Origin of the sequence: Labrys sp. WJW, assembly GCF_001676615.1 — a bacterium.
Taxonomy (GTDB): Bacteria; Pseudomonadota; Alphaproteobacteria; order Rhizobiales; family Labraceae; genus Labrys; species Labrys sedimenti.
Window position 1 is genome coordinate 1 of sequence record NZ_LYXZ01000125.1, and the last position, 317, is coordinate 317.

General features: G+C 68.1%; 1 pseudogene. It reads right to left on the reverse strand.

Annotated elements, in window-relative coordinates:
* Window positions 1-317: pseudogene (locus BA190_RS34910) on the reverse strand (electron transfer flavoprotein subunit beta/FixA family protein); the annotation flags it as partial.

Here is a 317-nt window from a genome sequence, read left to right on the forward strand (position 1 = left end):
TTGTCGCCGCCCACCTCGAGCTTGGAGGCGAAGGTGCCCTGCGGCCAGCCCAGCAGCGCCGCCAGCATCTGGCCGGTGGCGTTCATGTCGTCGTCGATGGCCTGCTTGCCGAGGATGACCAGACCCGGGCTCTCATTGCCGATCACAGCCTTCAAGAGCTTGGCGACAGCCAGCGGCTCGACGGTGGCATCGGTCTTGACCAGGATGCCACGGTCGGCGCCCATGGCCAGGCCCGAGCGCAGCGTCTCGGCCGCCTGGGCCGGACCGATCGAAACCACCACCACTTCGCTCGCCTTGCCGGCTTCCTTCAGACGCAG